Origin of the sequence: uncultured Sphingomonas sp. (assembly GCF_964021865.1) — a bacterium.
Classification (GTDB): domain Bacteria; phylum Pseudomonadota; class Alphaproteobacteria; order Sphingomonadales; family Sphingomonadaceae; genus Sphingomonas.
The window spans coordinates 1-20,793 of sequence record NZ_CAXIAM010000045.1 but is presented as its reverse complement, the minus strand read 5'-3'; the positions used below and the strand labels follow the sequence as shown (position 1 = coordinate 20,793).

18 protein-coding genes are annotated in these 20,793 nt (G+C 67.4%); 11 read left to right on the top strand and 7 right to left on the bottom strand.

Annotated elements, in window-relative coordinates:
* Positions 1-6 precede the first annotated feature (6 nt).
* From secG to AADI75_RS12035, 3 genes are all read left to right on the top strand, one after another.
* Positions 7-381, top strand: a complete 375-nt coding sequence (gene secG, locus AADI75_RS12045) for a preprotein translocase subunit SecG (RefSeq protein WP_341209262.1) — start codon at positions 7-9, stop codon at positions 379-381.
* Positions 382-465: 84 nt separating this feature from the next.
* Entirely contained in the window at positions 466-2,103 is a 1,638-nt protein-coding gene (locus AADI75_RS12040) for a CTP synthase (protein WP_341209261.1), read from the top strand.
* A gap of 12 nt (positions 2,104-2,115) precedes the next feature.
* A complete protein-coding gene (locus AADI75_RS12035) occupies positions 2,116-3,258 on the top strand; it encodes an SGNH/GDSL hydrolase family protein (protein WP_341209260.1) in 1,143 nt (380 codons plus the stop codon).
* Between the two features lie 234 nt (positions 3,259-3,492).
* Here AADI75_RS12035 and AADI75_RS12030 read toward each other — a convergent pair whose 3' ends face one another.
* Positions 3,493-3,960 (bottom strand): Hsp20 family protein, encoded by a 468-nt coding sequence (locus AADI75_RS12030; RefSeq protein WP_341209270.1) that lies wholly within the window; start codon positions 3,958-3,960, stop codon positions 3,493-3,495.
* 203 nt (positions 3,961-4,163) lie between these two features.
* Between AADI75_RS12030 and AADI75_RS12025 the strand changes: the two genes are divergently transcribed.
* The 4 genes from AADI75_RS12025 (at position 4,164) to AADI75_RS12010 (ending at position 9,605) form a co-directional block, all read left to right on the top strand.
* The gene (locus AADI75_RS12025; RefSeq protein ID WP_341209259.1) at positions 4,164-6,614 is read left to right on the top strand and encodes a TonB-dependent receptor; all 2,451 of its coding nucleotides are present in this window, start codon (positions 4,164-4,166) and stop codon (positions 6,612-6,614) included.
* A gap of 561 nt (positions 6,615-7,175) precedes the next feature.
* Positions 7,176-8,426, top strand: a complete 1,251-nt coding sequence (locus tag AADI75_RS12020; protein ID WP_341209258.1) for a lipoprotein-releasing ABC transporter permease subunit — start codon at positions 7,176-7,178, stop codon at positions 8,424-8,426.
* The gene (locus tag AADI75_RS12015) at positions 8,419-9,129 is read left to right on the top strand and encodes an ABC transporter ATP-binding protein (protein ID WP_341209257.1); all 711 of its coding nucleotides are present in this window, start codon (positions 8,419-8,421) and stop codon (positions 9,127-9,129) included. The genes AADI75_RS12020 and AADI75_RS12015 overlap by 8 nt, the downstream gene beginning before the upstream one ends.
* Complete coding sequence (locus AADI75_RS12010) at positions 9,126-9,605, top strand: glutathione peroxidase (protein WP_341209256.1); 480 nt, start codon at positions 9,126-9,128, stop codon at positions 9,603-9,605. The genes AADI75_RS12015 and AADI75_RS12010 overlap by 4 nt, the downstream gene beginning before the upstream one ends.
* 344 nt (positions 9,606-9,949) lie before the next feature.
* Here AADI75_RS12010 and AADI75_RS12005 read toward each other — a convergent pair whose 3' ends face one another.
* Entirely contained in the window at positions 9,950-10,537 is a 588-nt protein-coding gene (locus AADI75_RS12005; protein WP_341209255.1) for an HdeD family acid-resistance protein, read from the bottom strand.
* A 103-nt stretch (positions 10,538-10,640) separates the two neighbouring features.
* Between AADI75_RS12005 and dnaE the strand changes: the two genes are divergently transcribed.
* Positions 10,641-14,141, top strand: coding sequence for a DNA polymerase III subunit alpha (dnaE, locus tag AADI75_RS12000; protein WP_341209254.1), 3,501 nt, complete (start codon positions 10,641-10,643; stop codon positions 14,139-14,141).
* A gap of 22 nt (positions 14,142-14,163) precedes the next feature.
* Here the strand turns inward: dnaE and AADI75_RS11995 are convergent, their stop codons facing one another.
* Entirely contained in the window at positions 14,164-14,703 is a 540-nt protein-coding gene (locus tag AADI75_RS11995; RefSeq protein WP_341209253.1) for a TetR/AcrR family transcriptional regulator, read from the bottom strand.
* A gap of 62 nt (positions 14,704-14,765) precedes the next feature.
* On the opposite strand from AADI75_RS11995, the gene AADI75_RS11990 reads away from it, so the two are divergent.
* Entirely contained in the window at positions 14,766-15,221 is a 456-nt protein-coding gene (locus AADI75_RS11990) for a DUF4188 domain-containing protein (RefSeq protein WP_341209252.1), read from the top strand.
* A gap of 109 nt (positions 15,222-15,330) precedes the next feature.
* Here AADI75_RS11990 and AADI75_RS11985 read toward each other — a convergent pair whose 3' ends face one another.
* Positions 15,331-16,407 carry a PA0069 family radical SAM protein gene (locus tag AADI75_RS11985; protein ID WP_341209251.1) on the bottom strand — a complete coding sequence of 359 codons (1,077 nt, stop codon included), beginning with the start codon at positions 16,405-16,407 and terminating at the stop codon, positions 15,331-15,333.
* Positions 16,408-16,463: 56 nt separating this feature from the next.
* On the opposite strand from AADI75_RS11985, the gene AADI75_RS11980 reads away from it, so the two are divergent.
* Positions 16,464-16,796 carry a VOC family protein gene (locus tag AADI75_RS11980; protein ID WP_341209250.1) on the top strand — a complete coding sequence of 111 codons (333 nt, stop codon included), beginning with the start codon at positions 16,464-16,466 and terminating at the stop codon, positions 16,794-16,796.
* A gap of 124 nt (positions 16,797-16,920) precedes the next feature.
* Here AADI75_RS11980 and moaB read toward each other — a convergent pair whose 3' ends face one another.
* From moaB to AADI75_RS11965, 3 genes are all read right to left on the bottom strand, one after another.
* Positions 16,921-17,448 (bottom strand): molybdenum cofactor biosynthesis protein B, encoded by a 528-nt coding sequence (moaB, locus tag AADI75_RS11975; RefSeq protein ID WP_341209269.1) that lies wholly within the window; start codon positions 17,446-17,448, stop codon positions 16,921-16,923.
* A gap of 172 nt (positions 17,449-17,620) precedes the next feature.
* Positions 17,621-19,450: a lytic transglycosylase domain-containing protein gene (locus AADI75_RS11970; RefSeq protein ID WP_341209249.1), complete on the bottom strand. Its 1,830-nt coding sequence runs from the start codon at positions 19,448-19,450 to the stop codon at positions 17,621-17,623.
* Positions 19,447-20,187, bottom strand: a complete 741-nt coding sequence (locus AADI75_RS11965; RefSeq protein WP_341209248.1) for a uracil-DNA glycosylase family protein — start codon at positions 20,185-20,187, stop codon at positions 19,447-19,449. The genes AADI75_RS11970 and AADI75_RS11965 overlap by 4 nt, the downstream gene beginning before the upstream one ends.
* A 118-nt stretch (positions 20,188-20,305) precedes the next feature.
* Between AADI75_RS11965 and AADI75_RS11960 the strand changes: the two genes are divergently transcribed.
* Positions 20,306-20,793, top strand: a 488-nt coding sequence (locus tag AADI75_RS11960) for an NAD(P)/FAD-dependent oxidoreductase (RefSeq protein WP_341209247.1), incomplete at its 3' end; no start/stop codon positions are given.

Sequence of the window (20,793 nt, the reverse complement as noted above, 5' to 3'; positions counted from 1 at the left end):
CAGCCCATGTTCACCTTCCTGATCGTCCTCCAGGCCATTATCGCGGCGGCGCTCGTCACCGTGATCCTGATGCAGCGGTCGGAAGGCGGCGGCCTTACCTCGTCAGGCAGCCCGTCGGGGCTGATGTCGGCGCGCGGTGCGGCCGATTTCCTGACGCGCGCCACCTCGGTGCTCGCCGGGCTGTTCATCCTGATGAGCATCACGCTGGCATTCCTGGCGGCGAGCCGCGGGGCGGTGTCGGTCGACACCTCGCTTCAGCGGCGCGCGCCGGCCGCCCAGACGCAGGCCCAGCCGCCGGTCGCGGCGCAGCCGGCGCCCGCGACCGCGGACAATGCCGTCGCCCCGGCCTCGGCCGACAACGGCGTGCCGCTGGCCCGCTGATCGCGATCGTAGCGTCGTTTCGTCGCGTGCGGGCCTCCCGCGCGCTTGCCCTTTTGCGCATTTGAAGGTTAGGGGTTGCGTCCCATGGCGCGGTACATATTCATCACCGGCGGCGTGGTTTCCTCGCTCGGCAAGGGTCTCATGGCGGCGAGCCTCGCGGCGTTGCTGCAGGCACGCGGCTATCGCGTCCGTATCCGCAAGTTCGATCCGTATCTCAACGTCGATCCGGGCACGATGAGTCCGTATCAACACGGTGAGGTGTACGTGACCGACGACGGCGCGGAAACCGATCTCGACCTCGGCCATTACGAGCGCTTCACCGGCGTCTCCGCGCGCCAGTCCGACAATGTGACGTCGGGACGCATCTACAAGACGATCATCGAGCGCGAGCGGCGCGGCGACTATCTCGGCGCGACGGTGCAGGTGATCCCGCACGTCACCGACGCGATCAAGGCGTTCGCGCGCGCCGAAACCGACGACCTCGATTTCGTGCTGTGCGAGATCGGCGGCACGGTCGGCGATATCGAGTCGCTGCCGTTCATCGAGGCGATCCGCCAGCTCAAGAACGAGGTCGGGCGCGGCAATGCGATCAGCATCCACGTCACGCTGGTGCCCTATATCGCCGCGGCCGGCGAGCTGAAGACCAAGCCGACGCAGCATTCGGTGCGGGAGATCGCGGCGCTGGGCGTGCAGCCCGACGTGATCGTCTGTCGCTGCGAACAGCCGCTTCCCGAGTCGGAGCGCGCCAAGATTGCCTTGTTCTGCAACGTGCCCGAAAGCGCGGTCATTCCGGCGCTGGACGCCAAGAGCATCTACGCGGTGCCGCTCCAGTATCACGGCGAAGGGCTCGACTCGGAAGTGCTGCGTGCCTTCGGCATCACCCCGTCGTCCGCTCCCGACCTCGGCCGCTGGGAAGACATCGTCGCACGGCTGATGCATCCCGAGGGCGAGGTGACGGTCGGCGTCGTCGGCAAATATGTCGGGCTGCAGGACGCCTACAAGTCGCTCAACGAGGCGCTGGTCCACGGCGGGATCGCCAACCGCGTCAAGGTCAACATCCGCTGGATCGACGCCGAATTGTTCGAGGGCGACGATGACGGCGAGATCGCCGCGCATCTCGAGCCGTGTCACGCCATCCTCGTCCCCGGCGCGTTCGGGTCGCGCGGTGCGGAGGGCAAGATCGCCTCGGTCCGCTTCGCGCGCGAGCATAACGTGCCCTATTTCGGGATATGCTTCGGCATGCAGATGGCGTGCGTCGAGGGCGCGCGCGATCTCGCCGGGATCACCGCCGCCTCGTCGACCGAATTCGGTCCGACCGAAGAGCCGGTCGTCGGGCTCATCACCGAATGGATGGGCGAGCGCGGGCTGGAGAAGCGCGCCGAGAACGGCGATCTGGGCGGCACGATGCGGCTCGGTGCCTATCCGGCGTCGCTGGCCGGCAACAGCGTGGTCGGCTCGATCTACGGCAGCGACTCGATCAGCGAGCGCCATCGCCACCGCTATGAGGTGAACACCGCCTATCGCGAGGCGCTGGAAAAGGGCGGGCTGGTGTTCTCCGGCATGTCGCCGGACGGCACGCTGCCCGAGATTGTCGAGCGCCCCGACCATCCGTGGTTCGTCGGCGTGCAGTTCCACCCGGAACTGAAAAGCCGGCCGTTCGAGCCGCACCCGCTGTTCGCCAGCTTCATCGCGGCGGCGGTGAAGCAGAGCCGGCTGGTTTAAAGCTCTTCCGTCATGGCGAGCGTAGCGAAGCAATCCAGGGCCGGATCAAGACGCCCGGGATTGCTTTGCTACGCTCGCAATGACAATGCCCGTGCCGCGCGGCCCATTGCCTACCGCTTACGTCCACGTTTACCTCTCGTTTACAAAGATAAATGGGAGGATGGCATGATCGGACGGGTGGCGACGCTGCTATGCGCGGCGGCGATGACGGTAGCGGCTCCGGCAGCGGCGCAGACGAATGTGCCGCCGTTTTCTTCGCTGACGGTATTCGGCGACAGCCTTGTCGACGCGGGCAATATCCGCAAGCTCGGCCTCGGCGCCGATCCGGCGCTGGGCTATGTCGACGGCCGGTTCACCAACGGGTATGATTATACCGACCTGCTGAGCCTGGCGATGTACGGCACGCCGACCGTAGCCTCGCTGAACGGCGGGACGAACTACGCCTATGGCGGCGCGCGTGCGACCGCCACCACCCCGGTGCCGGACGCGCTGGAGCAGGTTGCCCTCTACAAGGCCGCGCTGGCCAAGGGCGGGAAGGTCGATCCCAACGGCCTGTACGTCCTGAATTTCGGGGGGAACGATGTTTTCGCGGCGGTGAAGGGTATGGAGGCCGGGGTGTCCGATCCCGACGCCTTCCTGCTGGCGGCGGCACAGAATTATGCAGCGGCCGTTGACGCGCTCAACAAGCTCGGCGCGCGCAACATCCTGCTGACCGGCTTTCCAGTCGCAACGGAGGGCACGCCGCTCGCCTATTCGATCAAGGCCGAGATCGATCTGGCGCAGGAACTGGCCAAGCTCAACCTGGCGACCGACACGCGGTTGATGCGCTACAGCTATCTCGATTTCTTCCAGCGCGTGCAGGCCAACCCGAGCGCCTTCAACCTGCCGGATCCGCTGATCCTTCCCCAAGACAAGAAGCCCCTGACCACCTGCCAGGGCGCGGCGGCTCTTCCGGCGTGCACCGGCTATTTCTCGTTCGACGGCATCCACCCGACCGCCGCGATTCATCAGGCGCTGTTTGCGGACATCAACGGCAAGTTCGGTTTCGGCCTGACCGCCGTGCCGGAACCGGCAACCTGGGCGATGCTGGTGCTGGGCTTCGCCACGGTGGGCGCCGCGCTCCGCCGCGATCGTCGGCGGCGCGCGGCTGCCTGACAGCGGTCTGGCCAATCGATCGTTATTGCGAGCGGAGCGAAGCAGTCCAGAGCCGGATCAGAAGCCCCTGGATTGCTTCGCTCCGCTCGCAATGACGGGTGGAGCGGGCCACAGCCGCCCTCGTCGGGGTGCACCAAGCCGGTGTGCTGAACCAAAAAGGAAAGGCGCCCGAGCCTCGCGGCCCGGACGCCCCCACCGGCGCCTCGAAAGGGAGCAAAGAGACGCCGATCTCGGTTAGGCGGCCTGTGCTTCGTCGGTCGCCTTGTTCTCGACCGCGGCCAGCGGCGTACCGGTCTTGATCGCAATGCTCTTCGGCTTCATCGCCTCGGGCACCTCACGGACCAGATCGATCACCAACAGACCGTCGTTCAGTCGCGCGTCCTCCACGAACACGAAGTCGGCGAGTTCGAACCGCCGCTCGAAGCTGCGGTTGGCAATGCCGAGGTGGAGGAACTGGTTGTTGTCTGCCTTGTCATCCTTTTTGCCGGTCACCAGCAACAGGTTCTGCTGCGCGACGATCTCAATCTCGTCACGGCTGAACCCGGCGACAGCCAGCGTGATGCGGTAGCGGTCGTCCGCCACGCGCTCCAGGTTGAACGGCGGGTAATTTTCCGCGGCACTCCGGGCATTGGCCTCGATGAGGTCGAACAACCGATCGAAACCGATCGTGGAGCGGCGATAAGGGGTCAGATCGAAACGCATCGTCAAATCCTCCAGTGAGCTATTTGAAAGCGGCGCCCGCTGTTGCGCGACGCCCGTTCCGTGCGGCCCGGTGACCGGCACCGCACGAGCATGAATTTGGGACCGATGCGAAGCGTTTCAAGGGGTCGACAAACCCCTACTTTGTTGATGGGATATTGGAGGTGCGGCAAAGAGTCGTTTCGAGAATCAAAAGGGGTATCCGAATGTCCGTCACGCTCGCTCTGCTTCTGGCCGCCCAGGCGACGGCGCAGCAGCAACCGCCCGCACCGGTCGTCGTCGGGGAGCGGGAAACGGCGCCGACCACGCCGGGCGATCCGGACCGGACCGAGGAACAGGTGCAGCGCAGCTCGGCCGCCGCCGACGTCGTCGTCACCGCGCGGCGTCGCGCCGAATCGGCACAGAACGTGCCGATCCCGATCTCGGTCGTCGGCGTGAAGGAACTGGACGCGACCGGCAGCTTCAACGTCCAGCGGCTCCAGCAACTCCAGCCGACTCTGCAATTCTATTCGACCAACCCGCGCAATTCGTCGGTCAACATCCGCGGGCTCGGTGCGCCGCTCGGGCTCACCAACGACGGCATCGAGCAGGGCGTCGGCATCTACATCGATCAGGTTTATCTGAGCCGCGTGGCGGCGGCGACGCTCGACTTCCTCGACGTGCAACAGATCGAGACGCTGCGCGGACCGCAGGGGACGCTCTACGGCAAGAACACCGTCGCCGGCGCGATCAACATCACCAGCAAGGCGCCGAGCTTCACGCTGCAGGGCCGCGCCGAAGTGTCGGTCGGCAACCTGGAGTTCAAGCAGGCCAAGGCGTCGATCTCCGGCCCGCTGACCGACAAGGTCGCGATCCGGCTTGGCGTGTCGACCACCAGCCGCCGGGGCACGATCTACAATGTCGCGAGCGATCAGTACGTCAATGCGCAGGACAATCTCGGCATCCGCACCGCGATCCTGTGGAAGGCGACCGACGATCTCGACCTGACGCTGTCGGGCGATTATTCGCGCCAGAATCCGAACTGCTGCGCGCAGATCTTCGTGCGCGTCGGCAACACCCAGCGCCCGCTCAACCGCCAGTTCGACGCTCTCGCCGCCGCACAGGGCTATGAACCGCCCAGCCGCAACCCATTCGACCGGCTGACCGACCTCGACGCCAAGCTCAGCGCGCGCAACGAACTCGGCGGACTATCGCTGCGCGGCGAGCAGCGGCTGGGCGAGGGGACGCTGACCTCGATCACCGCCTATCGCTTCTGGGATTGGCTGCCAGCCAACGACCGCGACTTCACCGGGCTGCCGATAACCACCCTGTCGCAAAATCCGACGCGGCAGGACCAATATACGCAGGAATTCCGCTACGCCGGCAAAGCGCAGCATTTCGATTACGTGCTGGGATTGTTCGGATTCTATCAGACGATCCACACCACCGGCACGCAGCGGCAGGGGCCGGCGGCGAGCCGCTGGCTCATCAACCCATCGAGTGCGCTGTCGAACGATCCGTCGGTGCTCAACGGCCTGACCGCCGCCAACGACATCCGCCTAAAAAACTTCTCGGGTGCGGTCTTCGGCAAGCTCAACTGGAACCTGACCGACGCCTTCACGCTGTCGCCGGGCGTGCGGCTCAACTACGACGACAAGACCGGCAGCTATGTCAGCGTGGTGCGCGACGGACAGGGCAATCTGGTGCCTGCGACCGGCGGCAACGCGCGTCAGGCCGCGCAGCGCGACGCGATCCAGCCGCAGGAATTCCGCGACCAGAAATTCCGTGAGTGGAACGTCTCCTACGATCTCACCGCGTCGTACAAGCCGTCGCGCGACGTGCTGCTGTACGGCACCTATGCGCACAGCTTCAAATCGGGCGGGCTCAACCTGAACGGCGTGCCGGTCGTCGGCGGCGTGGTGCAGACGCAACTGGCGCAGGTCGCGCCCGAAAAGGTCGATCATTTCGAACTGGGCGCGAAGTCGCAGTTCTGGGACCGCAAGATCACGCTCAACGTCACCGGCTTCTGGACCGAGATCAGCGACTATCAGGCGGTGGTCAACAACAGCTCGACCTCGACGCTGCGCGGCTATCTCGCCAACGCCGGCAAGGTGCGCGTACGCGGTGTGGAGGCCGACTTTTCGGTGCGGCCGAGCGACCGCATCAACCTCTATACCAATGGTGCCTTCACCGATCACAAATACGTCGACTTCAAGAACGCGCCGTGCCCGCCCGAACTGTCGGGCGGCGGCAGCGGCGCGACGATCGGTGCGCCGGGCCAGCCGGGCACCAACAGCCCGGTGGTGTGCGACATCTCCGGCCAGTGGCTGCCGGGGATCTCCAAATTCGCTTTCTCCTACGGCGGCGAATACAATCTACCGGGCAACGTGTTCGGCAAGTCGGGCGAGGCGTATTTCGGCGTCGATGCCAATTCGCGAACCAAATTCTCGTCCAATGCCTCGCGGTCGATCTATACCGATGTTAACGGCTACACGCTGGTGAACGCGCGGCTGGGCTTCCGGACGGACAGCGGCGTCAACGTGTTCGGCTGGGTGCGCAACCTGTTCGATACCGAATATTATGAAGTGCTGGCGACGACGCCGGGCAACACCGGTCTGATCGCGGGCAATGTCGGCGATCCGCGGACCTATGGGCTGACGGTTGGGTTCGGTTTCTGAACGATCGTCGTGGCGAGCGGAGCGAAGCAATCCAGGGCGTCCTGGTCCGGCTCTGGATTGCTTCGCTTCGCTCGCAATGACGTGGGAAGGTCGTCACCGCGGCGGAGGCCGGGGCCCAGGTGGGAAGGCTCTACCGGATAACCCGCCGCACCAGCCAAGCGCCGACGGCGAAGCCGCCGGCCTGACGTCGGACGGGATCGGCGCAGGCCGACCCGCCGGCCGGTTCGGTCGCCGCGCTGCGCGCGACGTTCCGCGTCGCGGAACTGCGACCGAACGGCAAACGCCCGGGCCGTTATCCACGACCCGGGCGCCTGCGTGACGATCGCTCGTCAGCCCCCTATCCAGCCTTCTGCCCACGCGCTTTTCCCGAGGGATCAGCGGGGCTTGATGGCGTTCCCCGAACCACGGCCTTTGCCTGTGTGCCAGTGCCCGCAGGTATGCGGCGCGGCTTGTTCGCTGTCGATACAAATGAACCGCAGCAAAACCGATTGCGGCGACTCTGTGACGATTCCGCAACAGCCCCCATTGCGCATCGCCGGGTGGCTCCCTATCGCAGCCGGCATGTTGCTGTCCCGCTATGAGAGCATGATCGCGCGGCGGTATCTGCTGCCGGGCAAGGGCGAACGCTTCATCGTGCTGGTGGCGGGCTTCTCGCTGGGCGCGGTGATGCTGGGGGTCGCCGCGCTGGTGATCGTCATGAGCGTCATGAACGGTTTCCGGGCCGAGCTGTTCGACAAGATCGTCGGTCTCAACGGCCATGCCGTCGTGCAGGGCTACAACAACCGGCTCGACAATTGGCAGCGCGTCGTCGAGCTGGCCAGGGCGACACCGGGCGTGACCAGCGCGGTGCCGATGATCGAACAGCCGCTGTTCGCCACCTACAACGGTCGGGCCGAGGCGATCCTGCTGCGCGGTATGCGCCCGGAGGACATTCGCACCAACGCCACGATCCGCACCAAGATCGTCGCCGGCAGCCTCGCGACGCTGACCCCGAACAGCGGCACGGTCGCGATCGGTGCGCGGCTCGCCGAACAGCTCGGCGCGACGATCGGCTCCGACATCACCGTCATCAGCCCGCTCGGCCGCTCGACGCCGTTCGGCACGATGCCGCGCAGCGTCAGCTACCGGGTCGGCGCGATCTTCGAAGTCGGCGTCTACGATTACGACAAGGCGTACGTCGTCATGCCGCTGCAGGATGCGCAGACCCTGCTGCTGACCGGCGACACCGTCGGCATGATCGAATTGCAGACCACCAATGCGGACAAGGTCGGCGAAATCCTCGCTCCCCTCGCCAAACAGGTGCAGCCCTACGGCATCATCAGCGACTGGCGCCGCCTCAATTCGGAGCTGTTCGACGCGCTGGCGGTCGAGCGCGTCGCGATGTTCGTCGTGCTGTGCATCATCATCCTCGTCGCCGCTTTCAACATCGCCAGCTCGCTCATCATGCTGGTGCGCGCCAAGACCCGCGACATCGCGATCCTGCGCACGATGGGCGCAAGCCGCGGCGCGATGCTGCGCATCTTCATGACCGTCGGCACGACGATCGGCGTGCTGGGCACCTTTGCCGGACTTTTGCTCGGCACGGTGTTCCTGTTCTTTCGTCAGTCGGTGGTCAATTTGGTCCAGCTGGTCACGGGGCAGAACCTGTGGGACCCGTCGATCCGCTACCTGACCGAGCTGCCGTCGAAGGTCGATCCGGTCGAGGTGACGGCGATCGTCATCATCACGCTGCTGATGACCTTCCTCGCCACCGTCTATCCGGCGCTCAAGGCCGCCAATACCGATCCGGTCGAGGTGCTGCGATATGAATAGCGTACCCGCGGACTTCGACGCCGCATCCGCGGTCCTCCAGACCACCGGTCTCGCGCGCAGCTTTACGCAGGGCGAGACGACGATCCACGTCCTGCGCGGCGTCGATCTGGCGGTGCGCCCCGGCGAAATCGTCGCGCTGCTCGGGCCGTCCGGTTCGGGCAAGTCTACCTTGTTGCAGGCGGTCGGGCTGCTCGAAGGCGGCTTTTCGGGCTCGATCCGGATCGCCGGGATCGAGGCCGCCAAACTCGACGCTGCCGGCCGCACCGCGCTCCGCCGCGACCGGCTGGGCTTCGTCTATCAGTTCCACCATCTGCTGCCCGACTTCAACGCGATCGAGAATGTCGTCCTGCCGCAGCTGATCCAGGGCGCCGAGCGCGCCGCGGCCGAGGAGCGCGCCGCCGCGCTGCTCACCGCACTGGGCGTCGGGCACCGGCTGACGCATCGCCCCTCCGCGCTGTCGGGCGGCGAGCAGCAGCGCGTCGCGGTCGCGCGGGCGCTCGCGAACCGCCCGGCGCTGGTGCTCGCCGACGAACCGACCGGCAACCTCGACGAGGCCACCGCCGATCGCGTGCTGGCCGAGTTCCTGCGCCTGGTGCGTGGGGAGGGCTCCGCCGCGCTGGTCGCGACGCATAACGAGCGGCTGGCGGCGCGGATGGACCGCGTCGTCCGGCTCCACGAGGGACAATTGGAGGGCGCGGTTTGACCACAATCACCGACCTGACGGTCACCGCCGCGGACGGTGCGCCCGTCCCGCTTGATCGATGGCGCGGGCAGGTGCTGCTGATCGTCAACACCGCATCGAAATGCGGGTTCACGCCGCAATATGAAGGGCTGGAGGCGCTCCACCGCCGCTTCGCCGATCGCGGCTTTGCGGTGCTCAGCTTCCCCTGCAACCAGTTCGGTGCGCAGGAACCCGGCGATGCCGCGGAGATCGCCAGCTTCTGCTCGCTGACCTATGACGTGACCTTCCCGGTCTTTGCCAAGATCGACGTCAACGGCGCACAGGCCGCCCCGCTGTTCGAACGGCTGAAGGCCGACGCGCCCGGCGTGCTGGGGACGAAGGCGATCAAGTGGAATTTCACCAAGTTCCTCGTCGATCGTGAGGGGCAGGTGGTGCGCCGCTACGCCCCGACCACCAAGCCCGAGGAGATCACCGCCGATATCGAGGCGCTGCTGTAGGAGATGTTCGGCGACCGCGTGGTGCTCGGCTGCATGTTCGGGCTGATCCTCGCGATCCTCGCGCTGCTGCTCGTCGCGATGGCGTTGGTGCACGTCGCGGCACGGTAGCACCAACAATAGCGTCATTCCCGCGTAGGCGGGAATCCAGATGCGCAGGTCTATCGATAGAGGCGCAAGGTCAGAGGTTCTGGATTCCCGCCTTCGCGGGAATGACAGGGCGAGTGAGAGCGACCACGCCAACTCGTTCACCACCTACCCCGTCGTTGCGAGCGGAGCGAAGCAATTCAGAGTCGGACCATAACGCCCCCCCCCATACTTCGCTACGCAAGCATGACGAAGATGCCTCACCCCGGCATCGCAAACGCGTCCGCGCCCTTGCGATGGTCGCTCGCCGCGGTGATCGCGGTCACGCCGCCGACCAGAAAGCTCACCCCGAGAATGAACCCCGGCAGCGTCAGCGCCGACCACGGCACCGTCGCGAGGATGAACCCGGCCAGCAGGATGTTGACCAACCCCAGCGCGATCATCAGCCCGCGCCGCCGCCGCATCCGGAAGCCGAGCACGACCTCCAGCACGCCGCGCACCAGCAGCCACACGGTGACCATCAGCGTCAGCGACAGTGCGCCGGTCGCCGGCTCGAACACCATCACCGCGCCGACGATCACCGACAGCAATCCGAACAGCACCGCATAGATGCGCCCTTCATGCCCTTGTCCGAACAGCCCGGCGGCGATCGAGAACACGCCCGAGACGAACAGCAGCGCGCCGATCACCACCGTCGCGGCATAGGTCGCCGCGAACGGCCACACGAACGCCGCGACGCCCAGCAATACCGACACCACGCCATAGGCCATGATCCAGCCCCAGCCCGCGCCGGTCGACGCGCCGGGGATGCCGAACCCACGCTCCGATGAAGTTCCGAATTGTGCCATGTCGATCACTCCATTCCGGCTGGGCGAACGGGTCGGCGTGTTCGCGGTTCCGCCTGGGCCGTCGGGGATGGTCGAATCGGGTCGGTGCGCCTAGGTTGCAGCGATGCCGCATTCCGGGTTCGTGCCTCTTCGCATCTTTTCCAGCTACACCATGCTCGACGGCGCGATCGAGCCGAAGGCGATCGCCAAGCGCGCGGCGAAGCTCGGTTTTCCCGCCGCCGCGCTGACCGATCGCAACGGCCTGTATGCCGCAATGGCCTTTTCGGACGCGGCGATGGGCGCAGGGGTGCAGCCGGTGATCGGCACGATGCTGGGCGTCGCGCGCCCCGACCTGCCCGAGGGCGTCGCGACCGCGACCGACTGGATCGCGCTCTACGCGCAGGACGAGGCCGGTTACGACAACCTCTGCGCGCTCGTCAGCCATGCGCATCTCGACCGTCCGCTCGAACTCGCGCCGCACGTCGGCTTCGACGTGCTCGAGCGCCATGCCGCCGGGCTGATCGCGCTGACCGCGGGTGGCGAGGGCGGGGTGGCGCGGCTGTTCGCCGAGGATCAGCCCGATCGCGCGCTCGCTTATGCCGAGCGGCTGCACGCGATCTTCGGCGACCGGCTCTATATCGAGCTGTGCCGCCGCGACGATGCGATCGAGGACAAGGCCGAGCCGCTGCTGCTCGACCTCGCCTATGAGCGCAATTGGCCGATCGTCGCGACCAACCCGTGCTGCTTCGAGGAAGCCGATTTCGGCGACGCGCATGACGCGATGCTGTGCATCGCCTCGTCGAGCTATGTCGAGAGCGAGGATCGTCCGCGCAGCTGCGGCCATGCGTGGATGAAGCCGGCGATCGACATGGCGGCATTGTTCGCCGATCTGCCCGAGGCGCTGGCGAACACGCTGGTCGTCGCGCAACGCTGCGCGGTCGCCGCGCCGAAGCGCAAGCCGATCCTCCCCAGTCTGGCGGGCGACCGCGAGGGCGAGGCGGCGATGCTCCGCAACGACGCCGCCGCCGGGCTGGAGGCGCGGCTCGACCGGATCGAGGAACTCGGCGCGCAGCCCGAGGGCGATCCGAACTGGCGCGACACCTATCGCCAGCGACTGGCGTTCGAGGTCGACGTCATCATTCAGATGGGCTTCCCCGGCTATTTCCTGATCGTCGCCGATTTCATCAAATGGGCGAAGGATCACGACATTCCGGTCGGGCCGGGGCGTGGCTCGGGCGCGGGCTCGGTCGTCGCCTGGGCGCTGACGATCACCGATCTCGATCCGATCAAGCTGGGGCTGCTGTTCGAGCGCTTCCTGAACCCGGAACGCGTGTCGATGCCCGATTTCGACATCGACTTCTGCGAAACCCGGCGTGGCGAGGTGATCCGCTACGTCCAGGACAAATACGGCCGCGATCAGGTCGCGCAGATCATCACCTTCGGAAAGCTCAAGGCGCGCGCGGTGCTCAAGGATACCGGGCGCGTGCTCCAGATGAGCTATGGCCAGATCGATCGGCTCGCCAAATTGGTGCCGAACCATCCGACCGATCCCTGGGACCTGAAGCGCGCGCTGAACGGCGTGCCGGAGATCGCCCGGGAATATTCGAACGACAATCAGGTCCGGCATTTGTGGGACCTCGCGACCAAGCTGGAAGGCCTGCCGCGCCATTCCTCGACCCATGCCGCGGGCGTGGTGATCGGCGACCGTCCGCTCGCGCAGCTCGTGCCGCTCTACCGCGATCCGCGTTCGGACATGCCGGTCACGCAATTCGACATGAAATATGTCGAGGGCGCCGGGCTGGTGAAGTTCGACTTCCTCGGGCTCAAGACGCTGTCGGTGCTCAAGAAGGCGGTCGAGCTGCTCAAGAAGCGCGACATCCATGTCGATCTCGACGCGCTGCAATGGGACGACGAGGGCGTCTACAAATTGCTCCAGCGCGGCGACACCGTCGGCGTGTTCCAGCTCGAATCCGAGGGAATGCGCCGCACGCTGTCGGCGGTGCGCCCGACCAATTTCGGCGACATCGTCGCGCTCGTCTCGCTCTACCGCCCCGGCCCGATGGACAATATCCCGTCGTTCGGGCGGCGTAAGCAGGGGACGGAGGAGATCACCTATCCGCACCCGCTGCTGGAGCCGATTTTGGCGGAGACCTATGGCATCTTCGTCTATCAGGAACAGGTGATGCAGGCCGCGCAGGTGCTGGCGGGCTATTCGCTTGGCGGCGCGGACTTGCTGCGCCGCGCAATGGGCAAGAAGATCAAGGCGGAGATGGACGCGCAGCGCGCCACCTTCGTCACCGGTTGCGCCGAGCATAACCAGATCCCCGCGCCCTACGCCAACCAACTGTTCGACTTGATCGACAAGTTCGCGGGGTACGGCTTCAACAAGTCGCACGCCGCCGCTTATGCGCTGCTCGCCTATCAGACCGCGTGGCTGAAGGCGCACCACCCGGCGGAATTCTTCGCCGCGTCGATGTGCTACGACCTGCATCTGACCGACAAGCTCGCGATCTTCGTCGACGACGCACGCCGGCTCGGCATCCCGCTGCTCCCGCCGTGCATCAACGGCAGTGTCGCCGAATTCGACGTCCAGTTGAACGACGAAGGCCAGCCGGCGGTCCGCTACGCGCTCGCCGCGCTGAAATCAGTCGGCGAGGGCGCGATGGAGAAGCTCTGCGAGGAGCGCACCACCGCCGGGCCGTTTCGGAGTCTCGACGATCTCGCCGCGCGCGTCGATCCGCGGCTGCTCAACAAGCGCCAGCTCGAAACGCTCGCGGCCGGCGGCGCCTTCGACGGGCTGGAACCCAATCGCGCCGGAGTCCATGCCGTCGCCGAGACGGTGCTCGCGATCGCCGCGCGTACCCATGAGGGCCGTACGAGCGGGCAAGGCGGGCTGTTCGGCGACGACGCCGGCGCCGGCGACGCGATCAAGCTGCCCGCCAATGCGCGCTGGTCGCTCACCGAGCGGATGGAGCAGGAGAAAGAGGCGTTCGGCTTCTATTTCTCGGCGCATCCGGTCGATCGCTATCGCCACCTCGCCCGGACGCACGGCGCGCGCACCTACGTTACGCTTGGCGACCTGCAGATCGCCGACGGCGCGCGCGTGATGGCGACGATGGCGGTGCTGGTCGAGGATGCGCGCTGGCGCACCTCGGCGCGTGGCAAGCGCTATATGATGGCGACGCTGTCCGACGCGACCGGGCAGTTCGTGGCGACCTGTTTCGACGACGGCCCCGCCGCCGATTTGGAGGAAGCCGCCAAGAACGGAGGCTGCGGCCTGGCGACCGTCGAGCTGGACCGCCGCCCGGGCGAGGAAACCCCGCGCGTGACGGTCAAGTCGATCAAGCCGTTCGAAACGCTCGCCACCTCGACGCGCTTCGCGCTGGAGGTGCATGTCGCCGACGCCGCCGCGGTGGCCGGGCTCGCCGCGCTGATCGCGCCGTTGCGCGGCGCGCGCGGCAAGGTCACGCTCAAGGTGCCGATCGGCGAGAATGAAATCGCGACCGTGATCCTCGACCGCGACTTCGCGCTCGACGCCGAGCTGGCGGAGCGGATCGAGGCGCTGCCCGGCGTGACCAAGGTCGAGTTCGAGGTCGAGGAAACCCGGCTGCGATCGGTGGGGTAGCCAGCGGTGATTGGCGGTTAGCCTAGCGCACCCCCGCCACGATCCCCGCGACATAGGTTCGCAACACCGCACGCACCTGCTCCGGCACCAGCGTCACGCCGCCATCCAGCGCCAGCGTCGCCATGCCATGCACGATCGCCCAGCACCCCAAGGCAGCCGCCGCATCCTCCGCACCGACCAGCGCCGCGACGCGCCGGGTGAGGATCGCAAACGCCGGGGCATCCGGCTGCTTCGGCGCCGCCGCGCCGCGCGCGAACATCGCACGGAAAAGCGCCGGGTGCGCGCACGCGAAATCGACATAGGCGACCCCTTGCGCGACCAGTCGTTCGGCATCGCTGCCTTCGGCATCCGCCGCCGACAAGGCGCCGAGAAACAGCGTAAACCCACGCTCGGCGACCGCCGCCAGCAATGCCGCCTTGTCGGCGAAATGCCGGTACGGCGCCATCGCCGACACCCCCGCTGCGCGCGCCAGCGCACGGATACCCGGCTCGGCCTCGCCCGCCTCCAGCATCGCGATCGCATGATCGAGCAGCGTGTCGCGCAATCCTGATGTCGGAACCATCGCCTGTTTACACCGTATACATGACCGCGTATGTGTACGGTGTAAGCAGCGGAGCGACGATCATGCAAGCCAGCGATGCCAAACGGACGACCGTCGACCTGGCGACATGGCCGGATCTGATAGTGGTAATGCTCGGCTTTCGCGTCGGCAGCCTGCGCGGGCTGCCGTCCTTCCTGCGCATCGGTCGCGGGCTGCGGGAGATTGCGCAATCGCCGCCCGACGGCCTGCTCGCGGCGCATCAATGCCTGCACGGCTGGAACCACGTCGGCATTCGTCAATATTGGCGGGATCTCGAATGTCTCGAGGCGTTCACCCGCTCGATGCCGCACGCCGGCTGGTGGAAGGACTTCCTCGCCGATCGCCACGGCAACGGCTTCTGGCACGAGGCCTATGCCGCGCGCGGCGGGATGGAGGCGATCTACGTCGACATGCCGCACCCGCCCGGCCTCGGCGCCTTCGCGCCGGCGGTGCCCGCGCACGGGCGGCTGATGTCGAGCCGCAGCCGCTTGGGGCGGTGAGTAACCCTTATATGTCGTCCCGGACTTGATCCGGGACCCCGCTTCTTAGCGGCGTACCGGGAAGAAAGCGGGACCCCGGATCAAGTCCGGGGCGACGAAGGATGGGAACTCAAAACAACTCGCCCTGCGCCCCCGCAGGCTTGCGAAACAGATCGCTCCGCAGGTCGAGTGTGCGCCGCCGGTCGGGAAATCCCGCCTTGCCCCGCGCGATGCGGAAGCGCGTGCGCAGCAGCTCCGCCCACGGCCCCTGACCCTTCATCCGCATCCCGAAGCGCGGATCGTTGTCCTTGCCGCCGCGCAGCGACTGGATGATCGCCATCACCTTGCCCGCGCGATCGGGATAATGTTCGTCGAGCCACGCGCGGAACAGCGGCGCGACCTCCCACGGCAGCCGCACCGGGATGTACGACACCCCCAGCGCCCCGGCCGCCGCCGCGCGCGCCACGATCGTCTCGACCTCGCTGTCGGTGATCGCGGGGATCACCGGCGCCATGTTGACATAGGTCGGCACGCCCGCGTCGGTCAGCGCGCGCACCGCCGTCAGCCGCCGCTCGGGCGTGGTCGCGCGCGGCTCCAGCGTCATCGCGATTCGCGGGTCGAGCGAGGTGACCGACATCGCCACCGCCACCAATCCCTTGGCCGCCATCGGCGCGAGCAGGTCGATGTCGCGCACCACCCGGTCGGACTTGGTGGTGATGACGAGCGGATGGTCGCACGCCGCCAGCACCGCGATCAGGTCGCGCGTGATCCGCCATTCGCGCTCGATCGGCTGATACGGATCGGTGTTCGTCCCCATCGCGATCGGCGCGCAGGCATAGCCGGGCTTGCGCAGCTCGGCGCGCAGCAGCGCGGCGGCATCGGGCTTGGCGAACAGCTTGGTTTCGAAATCGAGCCCCGGCGACAGGTCGTGGAAAGCGTGGCTCGGTCGCGCGAAGCAATAGATGCAGCCATGCTCGCAACCGCGATAGGCGTTGATCGAGCGGTCAAACGGCACGTCAGGGGACTGGTTGCGCGAGATGATCGTGCGCGGATGCTCGACGGTAACCGTGGTGCGCACCGGCGGCGGCGCGCCGTCGATCGCCTCCCGTGCGTCGCGCCAGTCGTCATCCTCTTCCGCCTGCGGCAGGTTGAAGCGCGCGCTGCGCGTGTTGAGGGTCGCGCCGCGGTGGGGCCGTGGATTCGCCATTGCGCGAACCTATCCCGCGGACTAGAACGTTACAAGAACAAACCGGGAGATGCGACGTGGCCCGCCTCTACTATCTCGAACTGCCGACCGGCGACCGCGCGGCGTCCAAAAGCTTCTACGCGCAGGCGTTCGGCTGGAGTTTCACCGATTTCGGTCCCGATTATGCCGCGACGCTCAGCGGCGATACCGACGTCGGGCTCGACGCCGCGCCCGACCGGGTCGCGGCGCCGCTGCCGGTGATCGAGGTGGAGGATCTTGAGGCGACACAGGCGGCGGTCGAACGGGCGGGCGGAACGATCACGGTCCCGATCTTCGCCTTCCCCGGCGGGCGGCGCTTCCACTTCCGCGACATCGACGGCCACGAATTGGCGGCGTCGCAGGCGGGGTGAACTGACGCTGGCGGCCATCGCTTGGCGTCATTGCGAGCGGAGCGAAGCAATCCAGAGCCGGATCAGGACGCCCTGGATTGCTGCGCTACACTCGCAAGGACGGACCGATCGCTTTTCGCCGACCCTATCGCTCCATCAACCGCGGCATCAGCTCGACGAAATTGCACGGCCGGTGGCGGCTATCCAGTTGCGACGACAGGATGCCGTCCCACGCGTCCTTCACCGCGCCGGTCGACCCCGGCAACGCGAACACATAGGTTCCGCGCGCCACGCACGCGCAGGCGCGGCTCTGCACCGTCGAGGTGCCGATCGTCTGGAAGCTGAGCCAGCGGAACAGCTCGCCGAAGCCGGGGATCATCTTGTCGGCAACGCGCTCGACCGCTTCGGGGGTCACGTCGCGCCCGGTCACCCCGGTGCCGCCGGTGGTGATGATGCAGTCGACCGTCTCGTCATCGATCCAGCGGTGGAGCTGCGCGACGATCGCCTCGACATCGTCGCGCAGGATCATGCGCTCGGCGAGCACATGCCCCGCATCGGACAGCCGCGCGACCAGGGTGTCGCCGGAGCGATCCTCCGCCAGCCCGCGTGTGTCGGAAACGGTCAGCACAGCGATGCGGACGGGGAGGAAGGCGCGGCTTTCGTCGATCGGCATCGCGCCGGGGTAGCGGCGCGCGGGAGAGGCGTCCAGCCGGGCTGCCGACCCTTTCCGCATAGCGCAGAACAATCCGTTCGCCCTGAGCTTGTCGAAGGGCGTGTTCCGAGGCACGTGCTTCGACAAGCTCGGCACGGACGGGTGAAATCTGCCTCCGGCCGGAGGTCGTCCCTCAGTTCGACTGGATCGGCGTCTGCACCCCAACGCTGGCGTTGACCGCCAGCGCGGTGTTCGGCGCGGGGTTCATCCGCACTGCGCTCGCCCCCGGCAGCCCCGGGAAGCGCGGCCACATACCTTGCGCCAGCGCGGCACGGCTCGGGCTTTTCGCCTTGCCCCCCTGCGCCTCGTACATCCAGTAATTGCGCAGCACCGTCACGACGTACCCGCGCGTCTCCCAATAGGGAATGCTCTCGATATAGAGCAGCGGATCGCCGCCGTCACGAACCAGCGCGTTCCACTCGCCGACCGGCTTCGGCCCGGCGTTATAGGCCGCGATCACCTTGGGCAGAAGGCCGCCGGTCAGCCCCATGTCGCGTAATTTCTCGATATGGCGTTGCCCGATGTCGATATTGGTCGACGGCCGCGCCAGCGCATTCTGATCGATCGTCAGCCCGCGCTCGCGCATATAGTCGGTCGCGGCGGCCGGCATGATCTGCATGAGCCCGAACGCGCCCGCCGGGCTGCGCACCTTGTTGCGGAACCCCGACTCCTGCAGCGTGTGCGCATAGACCAGCGCCTTGTCGATCCGCCACCCGGTGTCCGGCGTCCAGTTCGGCATCGGATAGCGAGTGTCGGCGGTCGCGACCGTGCCCTGCGGCAGATTGTGCGCCAGCCACACCGTCGTCGCGGGCAGGTTGAGCGACTCGCTGAAGCGGACGAGGCTGGTGAACTCGGCCGGCGTGCCGATCCGCGCCTGTTGCCGCACCACGCGGTCGGCGTCATCGTTCTCGCCGATCTCGGCCAGCGCCGCGGCGACGCGGATGTTGGGTCGCCGCTCCAGCCGCGTCCAGTCCGCCGACACCCGCTGCGGGCGTACCGCCGGCATCCCCAGTCCCAACGCCTGCCGCGCGAGCAGCCCGTAGAAGGTCTCGCCATATTGCGCCGCGATCTTCAACCGCGCCTCGACCTTGTCGGGGCGCCCGCACGACATGTCGGCGCGCGCCGCCCAGAACAAGGCGGTGGCGCGCAGGTCGATATCGGGGCTGCGCGCCGCGACATTCTCGAACTCGGTCTGCGTCGTCGCGCAATCCTGCTGCCGCCACGCCGCCAGCGCCTGCGTCCAGCGGCCGTGGATCGCCCAGTCGCCGCTGCCCAGCGCCGCCTTCGCGCCCATGTCGCGCGCGCGGGCGTCGAGCCCTTGCAGGAAATAGATCCACGCGATCCGCGCCTGCCATTCGGTCTGCGCCTCGGGCGACAGGCCGGCGGTGCTCTCCAGCAGCGCCTGCGCCTCCGCCCCCAGATCGCCCTTGACCAGCGGCTGCATCTTCACCGCCAGGTCGGCGGCGATCTGGTCGCTCGCGGTCGCCTTGGCGCGCGCGCGGATCGGCGCGCCATCGTTCCAGATCAGCCGTTGTTGTTCGGGAAGCGCGGGCAGGTCGTTGATCCCGCGCGCTTTCGCCACGCGCAGCAGCGCATCGCCCTGCGGCAGCTCGGGCGCCTCGGCGAGCAGTCGCGCCACCGCCGCGCCGTCGGCCTTCGGCGAGCCCTTGGCGGTGTACAGCTCGGCGCGCGCATAGGCGTGAAGGGGCCCGGTCGCCATCGCATCGAGCGCCAGTTGCGCGTCGCTCCACCGCCCCTCATGGATCGCCGCGAACACCGCGCGATAGGCGCTGCGCTGTTCGGGGGTGAGCTGCGCCGGGATGCCGGCGTCTTCGGTCGCAGAGGGCGGCGGGGCAGGGGGCGCGACGACGGGCAGTCCGCCGCCGACCGGTGCGGCCTGCGCCGGCACGGCCAGCGCCACGGCAGAGGCGATCAGCAGCCCCGAGGCATACGCAACTCTCACGATTCGACCTCCCCGGTCAGCAACAGCAGGTCCTTCCACGCTTCCGCCTTGGCGGCGGGCCGATCGAGCAGGAAGCGCGGATGATGGCTCGCCACGACCTGCGTGACCGTGCCATTCTTATGGTTAAGTGTGTGAAAACGCCCGCGCGCATCGGCGACGTTCATCGTCAGGATCGCACGGCTGGCCGCATCGCCCATCACCAGCAACCGCTTCGGCGCCGCCAGCGCGACATGATGCCGCGCGATCTCCCCCAGCCGCACCGCGACATCGCGCGGCACGCGGCCGGTCGTCGGCCGCCGCACGCACACCGAGGCGAGCGCGGTATCGCCGCGCGACCGCCCGATTGCGGCGAGCATCCGCTCGAACAGCCGACCGACCTCGCCCTCCATCAGCAGCTCGCGATCATCGCGCTCGGGACAGTCGACGAACACCATCAGCTCGGCGTCCGCCGGCCCGCTCGCCGCGATCGCGCCGCCGCCCCAGCGCGCCTCGGGCGCAGCGTCGCCGACGCGCCACGCCGCGAACGCCGCCGCCTCCTTGGGCAGCGCATCGCCGGCCGCCGCAACGGCCTCCGCCGCCACCGGGCGCACCGTCTGCCGTGCGGCAAGCTGCTGCGCCGCGCTGTCGAGCCACGCGAACCCCTCGTCGCCGACCACCACGTCGACCCCGGCGTCGTGCCACCAGTCGAGCGCGCTGGCCGCGGCCTTGGTCCAGTCGAGATTCTGATCGGCCCCCATGTCGCCATAGGATGGAGAGTTGACGCGAAGGTCAACTTACTGGCACCGCCGATGCCGATAGAACGTTGGCACGATACGACGAGCGCCCGGTGCGGGCGCGCGCGCAGGAGATGACGAAGTGAGCGACCGCGAATCCATGCCCTATGACGTGGTGATCGTCGGTGCCGGTCCCGCGGGGCTGTCGGCGGCGATCCGCCTCAAGCAACTGGCCGCCGAACGAGAAGCGGACATCTCGGTCTGCGTGCTCGAAAAGGGCTCCGAGGTCGGCGCGCACATCCTGTCGGGGGCCGTGATTGACCCGCAAACGCTCGACGAACTGCTCCCGACGTGGCGCGAGGACGGCTGCCCGCTCGCCGAGGTCCCGGTGACGCAGAACCATCACTGGGTGCTGACCAAGGCGGGCAAATTCAACCTGCCGCACCTGTGGACCCCGCCGTTCCTCCACAACAAGGGCACCTACACCGGCTCGCTCGCCAACCTGTGCCGCTGGCTGGCGGGCAAGGCCGAGGAATTGGGCGTCGAGATCTTCCCCGGCTTCGCCGCCGCCGAGATCCTGTTCAACGAGGACGGCAGCGTGAAGGGCGTCGCGACCGGCGACATGGGCGT

Coding starts and splice junctions, on each gene's coding strand:
- secG (WP_341209262.1), top strand. CDS start 7: ATGTTCACCTTCCTGATCGTCCTCCAGGCCATTATCGCGGCGGCGCTC.
- AADI75_RS12040 (WP_341209261.1), top strand. CDS start 466: ATGGCGCGGTACATATTCATCACCGGCGGCGTGGTTTCCTCGCTCGGC.
- AADI75_RS12035 (WP_341209260.1), top strand. CDS start 2,116: ATGGCGAGCGTAGCGAAGCAATCCAGGGCCGGATCAAGACGCCCGGGA.
- AADI75_RS12030 (WP_341209270.1), bottom strand. CDS start 3,960: ATGCGTTTCGATCTGACCCCTTATCGCCGCTCCACGATCGGTTTCGAT.
- AADI75_RS12025 (WP_341209259.1), top strand. CDS start 4,164: ATGTCCGTCACGCTCGCTCTGCTTCTGGCCGCCCAGGCGACGGCGCAG.
- AADI75_RS12020 (WP_341209258.1), top strand. CDS start 7,176: ATGTTGCTGTCCCGCTATGAGAGCATGATCGCGCGGCGGTATCTGCTG.
- AADI75_RS12015 (WP_341209257.1), top strand. CDS start 8,419: ATGAATAGCGTACCCGCGGACTTCGACGCCGCATCCGCGGTCCTCCAG.
- AADI75_RS12005 (WP_341209255.1), bottom strand. CDS start 10,537: ATGGCACAATTCGGAACTTCATCGGAGCGTGGGTTCGGCATCCCCGGC.
- dnaE (WP_341209254.1), top strand. CDS start 10,641: ATGCCGCATTCCGGGTTCGTGCCTCTTCGCATCTTTTCCAGCTACACC.
- AADI75_RS11995 (WP_341209253.1), bottom strand. CDS start 14,703: ATGGTTCCGACATCAGGATTGCGCGACACGCTGCTCGATCATGCGATC.
- AADI75_RS11990 (WP_341209252.1), top strand. CDS start 14,766: ATGCAAGCCAGCGATGCCAAACGGACGACCGTCGACCTGGCGACATGG.
- AADI75_RS11985 (WP_341209251.1), bottom strand. CDS start 16,407: ATGGCGAATCCACGGCCCCACCGCGGCGCGACCCTCAACACGCGCAGC.
- moaB (WP_341209269.1), bottom strand. CDS start 17,448: ATGCCGATCGACGAAAGCCGCGCCTTCCTCCCCGTCCGCATCGCTGTG.
- AADI75_RS11965 (WP_341209248.1), bottom strand. CDS start 20,187: ATGGGGGCCGATCAGAATCTCGACTGGACCAAGGCCGCGGCCAGCGCG.